The organism is Asanoa ishikariensis (assembly GCF_900107455.1).
GTDB classification, from domain to species: Bacteria; Actinomycetota; Actinomycetes; order Mycobacteriales; family Micromonosporaceae; genus Asanoa; species Asanoa ishikariensis.
In genome coordinates this window covers 467806-482082 of the sequence record NZ_FNQB01000003.1, presented here as the reverse complement: position 1 = coordinate 482082, position 14277 = coordinate 467806, and the positions used below count along the sequence as shown (strand labels likewise).

The 14277-nt window shown below is 72.5% G+C and carries 10 protein-coding genes; 8 read left to right on the top strand and 2 right to left on the bottom strand.

Annotation, left to right across the window (positions count from 1 at the left end):
* Window positions 1–38: 38 nt before the first annotated feature.
* Window positions 39–1385 carry an alpha/beta hydrolase family protein gene (locus tag BLV39_RS26350; RefSeq protein ID WP_090798673.1) on the bottom strand — a complete coding sequence of 449 codons (1347 nt, stop codon included), beginning with the start codon at window positions 1383–1385 and terminating at the stop codon, window positions 39–41.
* Window positions 1386–1531: 146 nt separating this feature from the next.
* Here BLV39_RS26350 and BLV39_RS26345 point away from each other — a divergent pair, with 146 nt between their 5' ends.
* The 5 genes from BLV39_RS26345 to BLV39_RS26325 all read left to right on the top strand — a co-directional run bounded on the left by BLV39_RS26345 (window position 1532) and on the right by BLV39_RS26325 (window position 6884).
* Window positions 1532–4219 (top strand): helix-turn-helix transcriptional regulator, encoded by a 2688-nt coding sequence (locus BLV39_RS26345; protein WP_090798671.1) that lies wholly within the window; start codon window positions 1532–1534, stop codon window positions 4217–4219.
* Window positions 4220–4306: 87 nt separating this feature from the next.
* A complete protein-coding gene (locus tag BLV39_RS44345) occupies window positions 4307–4732 on the top strand; it encodes a hypothetical protein (RefSeq protein WP_090798669.1) in 426 nt (141 codons plus the stop codon).
* A gap of 43 nt (window positions 4733–4775) precedes the next feature.
* On the top strand, window positions 4776–5015 hold the full coding sequence (locus tag BLV39_RS44340; protein WP_090798667.1) for a hypothetical protein: 240 nt from the start codon (window positions 4776–4778) through the stop codon (window positions 5013–5015).
* Between the two features lie 25 nt (window positions 5016–5040).
* Window positions 5041–5868: a class I SAM-dependent methyltransferase gene (locus tag BLV39_RS44335; protein WP_090798665.1), complete on the top strand. Its 828-nt coding sequence runs from the start codon at window positions 5041–5043 to the stop codon at window positions 5866–5868.
* Window positions 5865–6884, top strand: a complete 1020-nt coding sequence (locus tag BLV39_RS26325) for a zinc-dependent alcohol dehydrogenase family protein (protein ID WP_204082630.1) — start codon at window positions 5865–5867, stop codon at window positions 6882–6884. The genes BLV39_RS44335 and BLV39_RS26325 overlap by 4 nt, the downstream gene beginning before the upstream one ends.
* Here the strand turns inward: BLV39_RS26325 and glgA are convergent.
* Window positions 6881–8074, bottom strand: coding sequence for a glycogen synthase (gene glgA, locus BLV39_RS26320; RefSeq protein WP_090798663.1), 1194 nt, complete (start codon window positions 8072–8074; stop codon window positions 6881–6883). The genes BLV39_RS26325 and glgA overlap by 4 nt on opposite strands.
* An 80-nt stretch (window positions 8075–8154) precedes the next feature.
* Between glgA and glgC the strand changes: the two genes are divergently transcribed.
* The 3 genes from glgC (at window position 8155) to glgB (ending at window position 14273) form a co-directional block, all read left to right on the top strand.
* Window positions 8155–9387, top strand: a complete 1233-nt coding sequence (glgC, locus tag BLV39_RS26315; RefSeq protein ID WP_090798661.1) for a glucose-1-phosphate adenylyltransferase — start codon at window positions 8155–8157, stop codon at window positions 9385–9387.
* A gap of 781 nt (window positions 9388–10168) precedes the next feature.
* Window positions 10169–12118, top strand: coding sequence for an alpha-1,4-glucan--maltose-1-phosphate maltosyltransferase (locus BLV39_RS26310; RefSeq protein WP_143049985.1), 1950 nt, complete (start codon window positions 10169–10171; stop codon window positions 12116–12118).
* Between the two features lie 49 nt (window positions 12119–12167).
* Entirely contained in the window at window positions 12168–14273 is a 2106-nt protein-coding gene (glgB, locus tag BLV39_RS26305) for a 1,4-alpha-glucan branching protein GlgB (protein ID WP_090798659.1), read from the top strand.
* The last annotated feature ends 4 nt before the right edge of the window (window positions 14274–14277 follow it).

Below are 14277 nucleotides of genomic sequence, written 5' to 3'. Positions count from 1 at the left end.
CCCTTATTAACGCTATGCGTTAATAAGGGTCCCTTCCTTCAAACGCAGACGGCGTAGAGCCGCCGCGTGCCGGTGGCGTACGCCGCGCGGTCGCTGAACCGGCAGCCGTAGTCGGGGGCCGCCACGGACTTCGGGTCCAGGCGGTCGCCGGCCGGCTTGCGGTCGTGGCGCACCCAGTTGACGAGGTCGTCCCAGGCGGTGCCGACCTCGGTCGGGCTGAACTCGCAGTGCTCGGTGCTCCGGATCGCCCGCTGGACCACCAGCCGGCCGCGGTGGTTGCGGTCGACGTCGGCCTTGTACTGGAGCTCGTTGCCGAACGGCACGAACAGGTCGCCGAGCCCGTGCAGGGACAGCACGGGGACGCGCGGCCGGCCCTCGATCTTCGGCACCTGGGTGAGCCGGCTCGACAGCCGCTGGCGCGGCTCCTCGGGCGCGACCCGCCGAACCGACCGGTTGACGTCGACCGGCGAGTTCGGCGTGTAGCGGGTGAACAGGTTGGTCGAGATCAGCCCGGGGTCCTGCGCGGGCGTGTCCGACGAGGCCGCGGGTGCGCTGAGCGAGAACAGGAAGTTCTTCCAGTACGCGAACGCCGCCACCGCGCCCGGCCGCTGGCCGCCGCTCTGGTTGACGGTGATGTCGCGGAACTGCTGGCCCAGCGCGTTGGCCGGTTCCGGTGCGACCGGCGTGATCGCCGCGATGCCGAGCTTCTGCTGCACCGCCGGCACGACGGTGGTCAGGTAGTCGGCGCCGGCCGGGTAGCTGGTGATGCCGCTGAGCGCCTCGGACGTGAGCTGGTAGTCGAGGAAGTAGTCGATCAGCCGTTGGTCACCCATGACGCCGCACATCGGCAGCCCGCCGTCGTACAGCTTTGGATATTCCTCCAGCGACCGGCCGATGACGTAGCCGCCCATCGAGACACCGGCGATGTACGTCCGGTGCGGCCGGCGGACGACCTTGCCGAAGTGGTCGGTGAGCTCCTTGGTGCTGACCACGCCGGCACGGATGTCGAAGCCGTTGCCGGAGTACGACGACGCCGCCCAGGCGTAGCCCTGGTCGAGCAGCCGCTGGCGCAGGCCGTAGGCGGGTGGATCGACGGTCAGCACGGTGCCCTGACCGCGGTAGCCGTGCGCCCACATCACCAGGTCGCCGTTCCACCTGGCGGGCACCTCGATGATGTACGCGGCGTGCCGGTGCGTGCCCTGGCGCACCGTGGTCGTGCGACCGTCCACAGTGGCCGGGGTCAGCGGCGGGTTGACGATCGTGTAGCCGGGCAGGGGTTGGTTGCCGGGGGTGCCACCGGCCGCCGCGGTCGTCGGGATGGCGGTCACGGCGGTGGCGGCCGCCACCGTGCAGGCCAGGACGCGGAACAGGAGGGTACGGCGCATCGACGCGCTCCTCCGAAAAGGGGGGCAGGGAAGCCGACGGTAGGCACGCCGGATGACAGGTGTCAATGCTGCACTGACAGTGCGAAAACTCCGTCCGGCCACGCGCCCGAGTCCAGCCGCCTAACGTGGCCAGAGGGGGAGCCGGCATGTTGCTAGGGAGGCGCCCCGAACGGGCCGTTTTCGACCGTTTGGTGGAAGCGGTCCGCGCGGGTGAGAGCCGGGCGCTGGTGGTCCACGGTGACCCGGGCATCGGCAAGTCCGCTCTGCTCGACTACCTGACCGGGCGGGCGACCGGCTGCCGGATGGTGCACGCCGCCGGCATCCAATCGGAGATGGAGCTCGCCTTCGCGCTCCTGCACCAGGTCTGCGCGCCGTTCGTGGACCGCGTGGACGACCTGCCCGAGCCACAGCGCGACGCCCTGTCGACCGCGCTCGGGATGCGCGCCGGCCCGCCGCCGGACCGCTTCCGCGTTGGCCTCGCCGTGCTGAGCCTGCTCGCCGAGGTGGCGATGGAGCGGCCGCTGGTCTGCGTCGTCGACGACGCCCTCTGGGTGGACCACGCCTCGCTCCAGGCGCTCGCGTTCGCCGCCCGCCGGTTGCGGGCCGAGTCGGTCGCCATCGTGTTCGCCACCCGCCCGCCGGGGCCGGCGGAGCTGGCCGGGCTGCCGGTGCTCGACCTCACGGGCCTGGCCGAGGACGATGCCCGGGTGCTGCTGCGCGCCGTCCTGCCCGGCCCGCTGGACGACCCCGTCCGGGACCGGATCGTCGCCGAGGCCCGCGGCAACCCGCTGGCCCTGCTGGAGCTGCGGCCGGCGCCGGGCAACTACGGAGAGGCACCCCTGCCCGCGCGGATGGAGCACCACTACCGCAACCAGTTGGCCACGCTCGGCGAGTCGACCCGGCTGCTCGTGCTGGTCGCGGCCGCCGACCCGACCGGCAACCCCGTGCTGCTCTGGCGAGCCGCGCAGCGCCTCGGCATTCCCGCCAGCGCGTTGGCGCCGGCGGCGGCCGCCGGCCTGATCGAGGTCGGCTCCCAGGTCCGCTTCCGCCACCCGCTGGTCCGCTCGGCGATCTACCAGGCCGCGCCGGCCGACGAGCGCCGCCGGGCACACGCCGCGCTGGCGGCGGCCACCGACCCGGAGGCCGACACGGCCCGCCACGCCTGGCACGCCGGGCAGGCCGTGGACGGTCCCGACGACGACATCGCCGAGCGGTTGGAGCACTCCGCCGGCCTGGCTCTGGCCTGTGGTGGGCTCGCCGCCGCGGCCAGCTTCCTGCGCCGCTCGGCCGAGCTGACCGGCGACCCGGCCCGCCGGACCCGCCGGACGCTGGCCGCGGCCAAGCGCAGCCTGGAGGCCGGCGCGACGGACGACGCCCTCGGCCTGGTCGCGGTGGCCGAGGCCGACCGGCTCGACGACGCGCGGCGGGCCGGGGCGCACCTGATCCGGGCGCGCGCGGTGTTCGCCGTCAACCGCGACGCGACCGCGTCACCGTTGCTGCGCGCGGCCGCCGCCGAGCTCGAGCCGTTCGCCCCTGAGCTGGCGCGGACCACGTACCTCGAGGCGATCTCGGCCGCGATGTTCGCCGCCGGGCTGGTGGGCGACCAGCTCACCGAGGCGGCCCGGGCGGCGCGGGCGGGTCCGATCGCCCCGCTGCCGGCGCGGGCCGAGGACCTCCTGCTGGACGGCCTCGCCGTGCGGTTCACCGACGGGTACGCGGCCGGCGTGCCCCTGCTGCGCCAGGCGGTGCAGGCGTTCCGCGATCCGGGCACCGCCGGTCCGGAGGCCGTGCGCTGGCTCTGGCTGGCCTGCACCGCCTCGACCCACGTCTGGGACTACGACTCCTGGGTGGTGCTGTCCGACCGGTTCGTGCTGCTGGCCCGGGACACCGGCGCGCTGGCCAGCCTGCCGGCCGCGCTCAACGCCCGGATGTCCGCCCACGTGCTGGCCGGCGACCTCACGGCGGCGGCCGCCCTGCGTGGGGAGTTGCGGGCGGCCACCGAGGCCACCACCGTCCGGCCGTTCCTGCCGCTCGGCGACCTCCTGCTGGCCGCGTGGCGCGGCGTCGCGAGCGACGCGGCGGTGCTCGCGGACGGCACCGCCACCGAGGCGCGCAGCCGTGGCGAGGGCGCCGGCCTGGTAGCACCGGCGTGGGCGCTGGCGATCGTGCACAACAGCCGCGGCGAGCACGAGGAGGCGATCGCGGCGGCCGAGGCCGGCGACCAGGAGGTCGCGGTGCTCGGGTTCCCGCCCTGGGGCATCCTGGTCGAGCTGGTCGAGGCGGCGGTCCTGGCCGGCCAGCCGGACCGCGCGGAGGCGGCGCTGCGCCGGCTGACCGTGGCCACCGACGCCGCCGGCACCCCGTGGGCACGGGGCCTGGCCGCGCGCAGCCGGGCGCTGACCACGCCGGGCCCGGAGGCGGAGACGCACTACCGGGAGGCGATGGAGCGGCTGGCGCAGACCCGGCTGACCGGTGAGCTGGCGCGGTCCCGGCTGGTCTACGGGGAGTGGCTCGGCCGCACGGGCCGCGGCGCCGACGCCCGCACGCAGCTCCGCCTCGCCCACGACGAGTTCGGCCAGCGGGGGATGGACGCCTTCGCGGAGCGGGCCGCGCGCGCGTTGAAGGAGATCGGTGAGACCACGCAGCGCCGGGCGCCGGTGCCCACCGGCCGGCTCACCGCGCAGGAGGCCCAGATCGCCCGGCTGGCCCGGGAGGGGCTGTCCAACCCGGAGATCGGCGAACGGCTGTTCCTGAGCCCGCGTACCGTCGAATGGCACCTCCGCAAGATCTTCGCCAAGCTGGGCATCAGCTCCCGCCGCGACCTGCGCCACTGACGGGTTACCGCACACCACCCGGCGTCGACACCGTCGTTGACCACCCCGGGCCACGGCGGTCCTGTGTGGACCGCTGGTGGGAGTGCGATGGGTGTTCGAGCGTGGCTGTCCCGGTACGCCCCGGCCGAGGCCGCCGGGATCACCGGCGCGCTGCTCGCGACCGCCCCGCTCGACGAGCCGGCGGCCGCCGCGATCGCCGGCACCGTGGGCGAGACGGTCGGCTTCTACGCGATGATCTTCGCCCGGGACGTCCGCGCCGGGGGCCGGCCCGCCGCGGTGGTCCGCGACATGGTGCTGGAGTTCGGCCCGGCCGAGCTGCTCGACACGCTGCTGGTCCGGCCGGGCGCGATGTACCTCGCGACGCGCGCGCTGGGCACCACCACCACGGGGGTGGTCGTGGGCAAGCTGGCCGCGGACGTCGTCTTCTACGCGGTCGCCATCATCGGGTACGAGCTGCGCCGGTCGCGCGTCGCCGCATCGAAGGACTTGACCGGGGAGCCGCCCCCTGGCTAGCGTCGAGACCGACGTTGATCAATATCTACGGGGAGGCTCCACCATGTCCGGACGCACCATCACCGCCCGGCTCGCCGTCGTCGGCGCCGTCGCCGCCGCGGTCACCGCGATCGCCGCGGCACCGGCCCAGGCCGGCATCTACACCTGGAAGTTCCAGGGCAGCCAGGCCAGCAACGCCGACTGCGTCGCGGCCGGCACGGCCGCCGTCCGCACCGGCGACGCCGACGTCTACCGCTGCAGCGGCGCCGCCGGCACCGAGCTGTATTTCGGTTACGTCTGGTAGGGGTCCGCTGATAGCTTCCGCGGTCGTGACCGCTGACTATCGCACCGTCAACCGCGCCAACTGGGACGAGCGCGCGCCGGCGCACGCCGCGTCGCCGGACTACGGCCTCGACAGGTTCGTCGCCGACCCGGCGCACCTGCACCCCGTCGTCCGGTTCGACCTGCCCCGGCTCGGCGACCTGACCGGGCTGCGCGGTGTCCACCTGCAATGCCACATCGGCACCGACACGATCTCGCTGTCCCGCCTCGGCGCGCGGATGACCGGCCTGGACTTCTCGCCGGCCGCCGTCGCCGAGGCGCGTCGGCTCGCGGAGCGCCTCGGCGACCCGACCGACTTCGTCGAGTCCGACGTGTACGCGGCCGCGGACGTGCTCGAGGCCGGCACCTACGACCTCGTCTTCACCGGCATCGGCGCGCTGTGCTGGCTGCCGTCGGTCGACCAGTGGGCCGCGGTCGTGGCCCGGCTGCTCAAGCCCGGCGGCCGGCTGTTCATCCGCGAGGGCCACCCGGTGCTCTGGTCGCTCGACGACGCCGCGGACCAGTTGATCGTGCGCTATCCCTACTTCGAGACCCCCGACCCGCTGGTCTTCGTCGAGGACGGCACCTATGTCGCCACCGACGCCGTCTTCACCCAGAACGAGACGCACAGTTGGAACCACGGGCTCGGTGAGATCGTCACCGCGCTGCTGGCCCACGGGCTGCGGCTGACGATGCTGGTCGAGCACGACAGCGTGCCCTGGGAGGGGCTGCCCGGCCGGATGGTCCGCGGCGACGACGACGAGTGGCGGCTCCCCGAGGGTCGCGAGCGCGTTCCGCTCTCGTACACCCTCCAAGCGGTCAAGATGGGTGGGTGACCGATCTTCCCGAGACGATGACGGCGTGGCAGGTGGTCGCACCCGGTCCGCTGGCCGACCACCCGCTGCGCCGCGCCGAGCTGCCGGTGCCCGAGCCCGGCGCCGACGAGGTGCTGGTCAGGGTCGAGGCGTGCGCGGTGTGCCGGACCGACCTGCACATCGCCGAGGGTGACCTGCCGCCGCACCGCAGCCCGGTGGTGCCCGGGCACCAGATCGTCGGCCGGGTCGTCGCACGCGGCGCCCAGGCGACGGCCTACGTGCCCGGCGACCGGGTCGGGGTCGCCTGGCTGCGGCACACCGACAACACCTGCGTGTACTGCGAGCGGGGCAGCGAGAACCTGTGCCCGGACTCGCGCTACACCGGCTGGGACGCCGACGGCGGCTATGCGGAGTACGCGGTCGCGCCCGAGGCGTACGTGTACCCGCTGCCGGCCGACCGCGACGCCCGCGAACTGGCCCCGCTGCTCTGCGCCGGGATCATCGGCTACCGCGCGCTGCTGCGCGCCGAACTGCCCCCGGGCGGCACCCTCGGCATCTACGGCTTCGGCGGCTCGGCGCACCTGACCGCCCAGATCGCCATCGCGCAGGGCGCGACCGTGCACGTGATGACCCGGTCCATGGCCGCACAGCGGCTGGCGGTGGAGCTCGGCGCGGCGTCGGCCGGCGGCGACCGGGACCTGCCGCCGGGCAAGCTCGACGCGGCGATCCTGTTCGCGCCGGTCGGCACGCTGGTGCCGGTCGCGTTGGCCGCCCTCGACCGCGGCGGGACCCTGGCCGTCGCCGGCATCCACCTGACCGACATCCCGGCCTTGAACTACGAGAAGCACCTCTTCGAGGAGCGCACCCTGCGCAGCGTCACCGCCAACACCCGCGCCGACGGCCGGGCCTACCTCGCGGCGGCGCAGGCCCACCCGCCGGCCGTGCACCTCCAGGAGTATCCGCTGGCGTCCGCCGACCAGGCCCTCGCCGACCTGGCCGGTGACCGCGTCGACGGCGTCGCCGTGTTGGTGCCCTAGGAGAGCACGTCCTGGTAGACCGCCATCGTGCGCTCGGCGATGGACGCCCACGAGAAGTGGGTGACCGCGCGCTCGCGGCCGGCGGCGCCCATCCGGGTCGCCCGGGCCGAGTCGGCGAGCAGCGTGTTGATGGCGGCGGCCAGGTCGGCGACGAACCGGTCCGGGTCCAGCGGCGTGCCGCTGCCGTCGGTGGCCTGGTCGATCGGCACCAGCAGGCCCGTCACGCCGTCGTCGACCACCTCCGGGATGCCGCCGGTCGCGGTCGCCACCACCGCGGTCTCGCAGGCCATCGCCTCCAGGTTGACGATGCCCATCGGCTCGTAGATCGACGGGCACACGAACACCGTGCTGCGCGTGAGCAACTGGATGACGTCGGGCTTGGGCAGCATCTCCGGGACCCAGAAGATCCGGTCGTGGCGCTGCCGCAGCTCGTCGACCAGCTCGCGGACCTCGGCGGCGATCTCGGGCGTGTCGGGCGCACCGGCCAGCAGCACGAGCTGGGCCTCGGCGGGCAGCTCGCGGGCCGCCCGCAGCAGATAGGGGAGCCCCTTCTGCCGGGTGATCCGGCCGACGAAGATCGCCGTCGGGCGGCCCGGATCGGCGCCGATCCGGTCCCAGACGTCGGTGCCCGGGTCCGGCTGGTACTGGACGGTGTCGATGCCGTTGTGCACCACGCGTACGCGGTCGGGGTTGACCCCGGGGTAGGCGGTCAGCACGTCGCGGCGCATCCCCGCGGACACTGCGATGACCGCGTCGGCGGCCTCGATGGCGGTGCGCTCAGCCCACGACGAGAGCCGGTAGCCCCCGCCGAGCTGCTCGGCCTTCCACGGGCGCAGCGGCTCCAGGCTGTGCGTGGTCACCACGTGCGGCACGCCGTGCAGCAGCTTGGCGGTGTGGCCGGCCAGGTTCGCGTACCACGTGTGGCTGTGCACGACGTCCGTGCCCTCGGTGCCGGCGGCCATCTCCAGGTCGATGCCCAGGGTGCGCAGCGCCGGGTTGGCGGTTTTCAGGCCGGGCGGGTCGGCGTAGGCGGTCACGCCCGGCTCGGTGCGCGGCCCGCCGAAGCAGTGGACCCGGACATCGGCGAGCCGCCGCAGGTCACGGGCCAGATACTCGAGGTGTACGCCGGCGCCGCCGTACACCTCCGGCGGGTACTCGCGCGTGAGGAGATCGACTCGAATCCTGTCCACAGCGGAAACCTTAGACGGCCTTTCACGAAGAGCGGCCCCCTCCGCTGGTGCGCGGCCCGCTCGGTGGCTAGCGTCTGCTCATGGCACCCAAAGTCCTCGCGATGGTTCTCGCCGGTGGTGAGGGCAAGCGCCTGATGCCGCTGACCGCCGACCGCGCCAAGCCAGGCGTCCCGTTCGGCGGTATCTACCGGATGATCGACTTCGTCCTGTCGAACCTGGCCAACGCCGGCTATCTCAAGATGGTCGTGCTGACCCAGTACAAGTCGCATTCGCTGGACCGGCACATCACCAAGACCTGGCGCATGTCGAACCTGCTGGGCAACTACGTGACGCCGGTGCCGGCGCAGCAGCGGCTCGGGCCCCGCTGGTTCGCGGGCTCGGCCGACGCGATCTACCAGAGCCTGAACCTGGTGCACGACGAGAAGCCCGACTACGTCATCGTGTTCGGTGCCGACCACATCTACCGCATGGACCCGGCGCAGATGGTCAAGCAGCACATCGACTCGGGCGCCGACGTGACCGTGGCCGGCATCCGCCAGCCGATCTCGATGGCCGACCAGTTCGGCGTCATCGAGGTGGCCGGCGATGGCAAGCGCATCCAGGCGTTCCGGGAGAAGCCCAGCGACGCCCGCGGGCTGCCGGACTCGCCCGACGAGATCTTCGCCTCGATGGGCAACTACGTGTTCACCGCCGAGGCGCTGATCGACGCGGTCACCCGCGACGCGCAGAACCCGTCGAGCAAGCACGACATGGGCGGCAACATCATCCCGATGCTGGTCGAGCGGCAGGCCGCCAGCGTGTACGACTTCGCCGACAACGTGGTGCCGGGCTCGACCGAGCGCGACCGCGGCTACTGGCGCGACGTGGGGACGCTCGACTCGTTCTACGAGGCGCACATGGACCTGATCTCGATCCACCCCGTGTTCAACCTCTACAACTTCGACTGGCCGATCTACACCGACTACAACCCGTGGCCGCCGGCCAAGTTCGTGCACGGCTGGCAGGAGCGGGTCGGCCGGGCGGTGGCCTCGATGGTCTCCCCGGGCGCGGTGATCTCCGGCTCGCTGGTCGAGAACTCGGTGATCTCGCCCAACGTCAAGGTCCACTCGTGGGCGCACGTGGCCGGCTCGGTCCTGATGGAAGGCGTCGACATCGGCCGCCACGCGGTGGTCCGCAACGCGATCCTGGACAAGAACGTGGTCGTCCCGGAGGGCGCGGAGATCGGCGTCGACCTGGAACGCGACCGGCGCCGGTTCACGGTCTCCGACAACGGGATCGTGGTGATCGGGAAGGGCCAGCGGGTCGAGGCCTGAACCCGACATCCGGGGGTGGAACCGCCGCAGACGAACAATCCTCGTCCTCGACGCGACGAGACCCGGTGACCCGACTACGGTGGAGATCATGGCTGAGGTCGATCCCGTGCCGCCCAAGACCGCCCCCTCCGGGGCCGCTGGGCCGCCGTCCGAGAGCACCCGGCCGGCGCCACCCAAGCCCGGCCCGCCCCCGGCGAAGCCGGGTGCGCCCAGGCCCGGCCCGGTCAACGGCAAACCCGCCGCGCCCAGGCCCGGCCCCGCACCCGCGAAGCCCGCACCACCGCCTGCGGCAGAGGCCCCGAAGCCCACGCCACCACCCGCCGTGGAGCCGGCGAAGCCGGCCCCTGCCGCGGAGGCTCCGACGCCCACGCCACCCCCTGCGGCGGAGGCCGCGAAGCCGGCGTCATCGCCTTCGGCGGAGGTGCCGAAGCCAGGGCCGCCCGTTGTGGCGGAGGCTCCGAAACCCGCACCGGCAGCTGCGGCGGATGAGGCGAAGCCAACGCCACCGCCCCCCGTCGAGTCCGCGAAGCCAACGCCATCGCCTTCGGCGGAAGTGCCGAAGCCGGGGCAGCCGGCCGCTGCCGAAGCGGCCAAACCCACATCGACCCCCTCTCCGGAGTCCGCGCGGCCTGCGGGCAGTGCCGCGCCCGCGCCGGCGCCAGTACACGCGCCGCAGACGACCGCCGCGCCCAAGCCCGAGCAGGCCACCTCTGCCGATCCGGCGCGGGCGCCGAAGGCCGGGCGGCAGGCTCCGGTCGAGCCGGACCCCGCCGACGGGCGGATCCCGATCGACGCGGTCGGGCCGTCGGTGAGTGGCGGCAAGTACCCGGCCAAGGCCGTCGTGGGCGAGATCATCCCCGTCTCCGCCACCGTCTACCGCGAGGGCCACGACGCCGTCGGCTGCAACGTCGTCTGGCGCGACCACGACGGCACCGAAGGCCCCTTCACCCGGATGACCGCGGGCGACCCCGGCACCGACCGGTGGCACGCCACCTTCGAGCCGCAGTCCGTCGGCGCGGGCAGCTTCGTCGTCGAAGCGTTCAGCGATCCGTACCTGAGCTGGCGCGACGCCGTCGAGAAGAAGATCGCCGCCGGGCAGGGCGTGACCGACCTGGCCAACGACCTCGTCGAGGGAGCCGCGCTGCTCGATCGAGCGGCCACCGGCGTACCCGATGATCAAAAATCAAGGGTGACCAAGGCGGCGGAGGCCCTGCGCGCGGAGGACCTGGCCCTGGGCATCCGGGTCTCGCCCGCGCTCGGCCTGCTCGACCTGCTCTGGCGCTATCCGGTGCGCGAGCTCGTGACGCGCAGCGACGCGTACCCCGTCTGGGTCGATCGCAAGAAGGCCCTGTTCTCGGCCTGGTACGAGTTCTTCCCGCGCTCCGAGGGCGCCGTGGTCGGCGACGGCCACAGCCAGCAGGGCACCTTCGCGACGGCCCAGAACCGCCTGCCCGGCGTGGCGAAGATGGGCTTCGACGTGTTGTACCTGCCGCCGATCCACCCGATCGGCCGGGTCAACCGCAAGGGCCGCAACAACGCCCTGGTCGCCGAGGACAGCGACGTCGGCTCGCCCTGGGCGATCGGCGCCGAGGAGGGCGGCCACGACGCGATCCACCCGAACCTCGGGACGCTCGAGGACTTCCGCGCCTTTGTCGCGGCGGCCGCCGAGCACGGCCTCGAGGTCGCGATGGACCTCGCGCTCCAGTGCGCTCCGGACCACCCGTGGGTCAAGGAGCACCCGGAGTGGTTCACCACCCGGGCCGACGGCACGATCGCGTACGCCGAGAACCCGCCGAAGAAGTACCAGGACATCTACCCGCTGAACTTCGACAACGACCCGGAAGGGATCCGCCAGGAGATTCGGCGGGTCGTCCTGCACTGGGTGGCCCAAGGCGTCAAGATCTTCCGCGTGGACAATCCGCACACCAAGCCGGTCAACTTCTGGCATTGGCTGATCGCGGAGGTCAAGGACGTCGATCCCGACGTGCTGTTCCTCGCCGAGGCGTTCACCCGGCCGGCGATGATGAACGGGCTCGGCAAGGTCGGGTTCAGCCAGTCCTACACCTACTTCACCTGGCGGACCTCCGCCTGGGAGATGCGGGAGTACTGCGAGCAGCTCGTCGCGTCGGCCGACCACATGCGGCCGAACTTCTGGCCGAACACGCCGGACATCCTGCACGAGACGCTCCAGCACGGCGGCCCGCCGATGTTCAAGATCCGGGCGGTGCTGGCCAGCATGCTGATGCCCTCGTGGGGCGTCTACGCCGGCTACGAGCTGTTCGAGCACGTCGCCCGTCCCGGCGCGGAGGAGTACCTCGACAACGAGAAGTTCGAGCTGCGCCCGCGGGACTGGGCCGGCGCCGAGGCGGCGGGCCGCTCGCTGGCCGGTTTCCTGGGCCGGCTCAACGCGATCCGCCGCGCCAACCCGGCCCTGCACTGGCTGCGCAACCTGCGTTTCCACGAGATCGACAACCCGGCGCTGCTGTGCTGGTCGAAACGCGACCCGCGCGCCGACAACACCGTTCTGGTCATCTGCTCGTTCGATTCGAGCGGGGACCAGTGGGGAAACACCACACTGGACATGCCGGCGCTCGGGCTGGACTGGCACGAACGGTTCGTGGTGACCGACCAGCTCACCGGGGGCACGTACGACTGGGGCCAGCGCAACGCGGTCCGGCTCGACCCGTTCCTCGAGCCGGCCCACATCCTCTCGGTGCGACCGCGTCGGTGAGGGCGAGGAACCGCGCCGGGAGGCGCGGGGTGAGGTAGGGACTGACCAGATGACCGACCAGCTGATCTCCGGCGCGGAGCACGACCCGCACGCCTACCTGGGCGCGCACCCACACGCCGGGAGCACCACCATCCGGACGCTGCGCCGGGGTGCCGACACGGTCGCGATCGTCGTCGGCGACGAACGCCACCCCGCGTCGCGCGTACACCCGGAAGGGATCTTCGAAGCGGTCGTGCCCGGCGAGGTCCTCGACTACCGGGTCGACGCCGACGGGCGGGTCTTCGACGACCCCTACCGGCACGGGCCGACGATCGGCGAGCTCGACCTGCACCTGATCAACGAGGGCCGGCACGAGAAGCTCTGGGAGGCGCTCGGGGCGCACGCCCGCGACGGCGGTGTGTCGTTCAGCGTCTGGGCACCCAGCGCCCAGGGCGTACGCGTGATCGGCGACTTCGCCGGTTGGGGTCCGCACGACGGCTACCCGATGCGCTCGATGGGCAGCAGCGGCGTCTGGGAGATCTTCGTGCCCGACGCCGAGGTCGGCCACCGCTACAAGTACCGCATCCTCGGCCGCGACGGCGTCTGGCGCGAGAAGGCCGACCCGATGGCCCGGCGCACCGAGATCCCGCCGCGCACCGCCTCCGTCGTCGACGAGTCGTCGTACGACTGGAAGGACGCCGAGTGGATGACCCGCCGGGTGTCGGCCAAGCCGCACCAGGAGGCGATGAGCGTCTACGAGGTGCACCTCGGCTCGTGGCGGCCCGGCCTCAGCTATCGGGAGCTCGCCGACCAGCTCACCGAGTACGTGGTCGAGTTGGGCTTCACCCACGTCGAGTTCCTGCCGGTGATGGAGCACCCGTTCGGCGGCTCGTGGGGCTACCAGGTCACCGGTTACTTCGCGCCCACCGCCCGGTTCGGATCGCCCGACGACTTCCGCTATCTGGTCGACCGGCTGCACCAGTCGGGGATCGGCGTGCTGCTCGACTGGGTGCCGGCGCACTTCCCGCGCGACGAGTGGGCCCTCGCTCGTTTTGACGGAACGCCTTTGTACGAGCACGGCGACTGGCGGCGGGGAGAACACCCCGACTGGGGTACGTACATCTTCGACTACGGGCGCCGCGAGGTGCGCAACTTCCTGGTCGCCAACGCGCTCTACTGGTGCGCCGAGTTCCACATCGACGGCCTGCGGGTCGACGCGGTCGCCTCGATGCTCTACCTCGACTACTCGCGCGAGGACGGGCAGTGGGAGCCCAACCAGTACGGCGGGCGCGAGAACCTCGACGCGATCGGCTTCCTCCAGGAGACCAACGCGACCGTCTACAAGCACCACCCCGGCGTCGTGATGATCGCCGAGGAGTCGACGGCCTATCCGGGCGTCACCTGGCCCACCTCCGGTGGCGGCCTCGGGTTCGGCTTCAAGTGGAACATGGGCTGGATGCACGACACGCTGCTGTACGCGTCGAAGGAGCCGATCCACCGCCAGTACCACCACAACCAGGTGACGTTCTCCATGGTGTACGCGTGGTCGGAGAACTACGTGCTGCCCATCTCGCACGACGAGGTCGTACACGGGAAGCGGTCGTTGCTCTCCAAGATGCCCGGCGATCTGTGGCAGCGGCTGGCCAACGTCCGTGCTCTGCTCGCGTTCATGTGGGCGCATCCCGGCAAGCAGTTGCTGTTCATGGGGTGTGAGCTCGGCGACGACGAGGAGTGGAACGAGGAGCGGGGGCTCAACTGGGGGCTGACCGACGATCCGCAGCGGTCGGGCCTGCAGCGGCTCGTGCGGGACATCAATGGTGTCTACCGGTCCTCGCCTGAGCTGTGGTCGCAGGACACGACGCCGGCCGGGTTCCGCTGGATCGTGTCGGACGACGCGGCCAACAACACGCTCGCGTTCATCCGGCTGGCGCCGGACGGGTCGCCGCTGGTGTGTGTCGTGAACTTCGCGGCCGTGCCGCACGAGAACTATCGCGTCGGGTTGCCGCGGGCCGGTTCGTGGACCGAGGTGCTCAACACGGACGCGGCGGACTACGGGGGTTCTGGTGTCGGGAACCTGGGCGCGGTGACGACGGAAGAGGTGCACTGGCACGGGATGCCGGTGTCGGCCCGGCTGCGTGTGCCGCCGCTGGGCGCGTTGTGGCTGCGGCCGGCCTAGGCTG

Coding starts and splice junctions, on each gene's coding strand:
- BLV39_RS44340 (WP_090798667.1), top strand. CDS start 4,776: ATGTCCGGACGCACCATCACCGCCCGGCTCGCCGTCGTCGGCGCCGTC.
- glgC (WP_090798661.1), top strand. CDS start 8,155: ATGGCACCCAAAGTCCTCGCGATGGTTCTCGCCGGTGGTGAGGGCAAG.
- BLV39_RS44345 (WP_090798669.1), top strand. CDS start 4,307: ATGGGTGTTCGAGCGTGGCTGTCCCGGTACGCCCCGGCCGAGGCCGCC.
- BLV39_RS26350 (WP_090798673.1), bottom strand. CDS start 1,385: ATGCGCCGTACCCTCCTGTTCCGCGTCCTGGCCTGCACGGTGGCGGCC.
- glgB (WP_090798659.1), top strand. CDS start 12,168: ATGACCGACCAGCTGATCTCCGGCGCGGAGCACGACCCGCACGCCTAC.
- BLV39_RS26345 (WP_090798671.1), top strand. CDS start 1,532: ATGTTGCTAGGGAGGCGCCCCGAACGGGCCGTTTTCGACCGTTTGGTG.